This is a genomic window from Actinoplanes sp. NPDC048791, from assembly GCF_040650095.1.
Lineage (GTDB): Bacteria > Actinomycetota > Actinomycetes > Mycobacteriales > Micromonosporaceae > Actinoplanes.
Genome location: NZ_JBEZGQ010001355.1, coordinates 1 through 1,883, shown reverse-complemented (window position 1 = coordinate 1,883; position 1,883 = coordinate 1). Strand labels below are relative to the sequence as shown.

General features: G+C 71.9%; 2 protein-coding genes and 1 riboswitch. Both genes read left to right on the top strand.

The genetic code is table 11. From position 1 onward, the window contains the following. On the top strand, nucleotides 1-1,027 hold a 1,027-nt coding region (locus tag AB0C29_RS46255), incomplete at its 5' end, for a D-arabinono-1,4-lactone oxidase (protein ID WP_360834443.1). A 36-nt stretch (nucleotides 1,028-1,063) separates the two neighbouring features. Further along, nucleotides 1,064-1,268: riboswitch (cobalamin riboswitch) on the top strand. A gap of 35 nt (nucleotides 1,269-1,303) precedes the next feature. Further along, on the top strand, nucleotides 1,304-1,883 hold a 580-nt coding region (gene bluB / locus AB0C29_RS46250; RefSeq protein ID WP_360834441.1), incomplete at its 3' end, for a 5,6-dimethylbenzimidazole synthase.

Here is a 1,883-nt window from a genome sequence, read left to right as displayed (position 1 = left end):
CCGGACGGTCCGGGTCGACGGCGGCATCCGGTACGGCGAACTCGTCGACCGCCTCGACGCGGAAGGCCTGGCGGTGCACAACATGGCATCGCTCCCGCACATCTCGGTGGCCGGCGCGGTCACCACGGCGACTCACGGCTCGGGCGTCCGCAACGGCAACCTGGCCACCTCGGTAGCGGCGATCGACTTGATCCGCGGCGACGGCGAACTGGTGACCCTGCGCCGCGGCGACGAAGACTTCCCCGGCGCGGTGGTGGGCCTGGGCGCCCTCGGCGTCGTGACCGCGCTGACCCTGGACGTGGTGCCGGCGTTCGAGATCCGCCAGTACGTCTACGACGACCTGCCCCGCGCGTCGCTGGAACAGCACCTGCCGGAGATCCTCGCCGCCGGGTACAGCGTCAGCCTGTTCACCAACTGGCAGTCCGGGGACATCAACCACGCCTGGTTCAAGCGTACGGACGAGCTGCCGGAAGGCCCGCTCTTCGGCGCCCGCCCGGCCGACGGCAAGCGCCACCCGGTGCCCGGGGTGGCGGCGGACAACAGCACCGACCAGTTCGGCGTACCGGGCCCGTGGCACGCCCGGCTGCCGCATTTCAAGATGGAGTTCACCCCCAGCACCGGCGCGGAGCTGCAGTCGGAGTGGATGGTGCCGTTCGACCGCGCCCTGGAGGCGATCGACGCGGTGGCCCGGGTCCGGGAGAAGATCGTCCCGGTCCTCCAGGTGAACGAGATCCGTACGGTGGCGGCGGACAACCTGTGGCTGAGCATGAACTACGAGCGCGACAGCCTCGGCCTGCACTTCACCTGGATCGCCGACACGGCGGCAGTCCTGCCGGCGGTGGCGGCGCTGGAGGAGCAGCTCGCGCCGCTGGAGGCCCGCCCCCACTGGGGCAAGGTCTTCACCCAGGACGCGGCGACGGTCCGCAGCCGCTACCCCCGCTTCGCCGACTTCCAGGCCCTGGTCACGAAGTACGACCCCCAGGGCACCTTCCGCAACCCCTGGCTCAATGACATCCTGGGCCACTGACCTGCGGCCGTCGGCCGTGGCGGTAGCGTGTCGTCCGGCACGAACTTGTTGCGAGGTGCCCCGCCCGCGGGTGGGGAGAATCGGGAAGCCGGTGTGAATCCGGCACGGGCCCGCCGCGGTGACCGGGGAGCTGCCGCCCACGCGCATCCCGGTGCGCAGCCACTGGCCGGACGGCTGGGAAGGCGGGCGGTGAGGCGCTGATCCGGGAGTCCGAAGACCGGCCTCGCGTCGATGACCCCGGCCTGCCCGGGGCACGAGCGCAGCGGGAGCCTGCCCATGATCCACGACCTGTACGAAACCATCAGCCGCCGCCGCGACGTCCGCGGCGAGTTCACCGGCGCGCCGGTCCCCGACGACGTCCTGGACCGGATCCTCACGGCCGCGCACGAGGCGCCCAGCGTCGGACTGTCGCAGCCATGGGACTTCATCCTGGTCCGCGACCGCGAACTCCGGCAGACGTTCCACCAGCACGTGCACACCGAACGCGAAACCTTCGCCGCCACCCTCGACGGCGACGCGGCCCGGCGCTTCGCCCGCATCAAGATCGACGGGGTGCTGGAGTCGACGCTGTCGGTCGTGGTGACCTACGACGCCGCGCGGGGCGGGCCGGCGGTGCTGGGGCGGCATGCGATTGCGGACGCCGGGCTCTATTCGGTGTGCCTGGCCATCCAGAACCTGTGGCTGGCGGCCACCGCCGAAGGACTGGGCGTCGGGTGGGTGTCCTTCTACCGCGAGGACTTCCTGCGCGGGCTGCTGGGCATCCCGGGCTCGGTGCGGCCGGTCGCCTGGCTGTGCCTGGGCCCGGTCAGCCACCTCGAGGACGTACCGGATCTGGAACGGCACGGCTGGCGGCAAC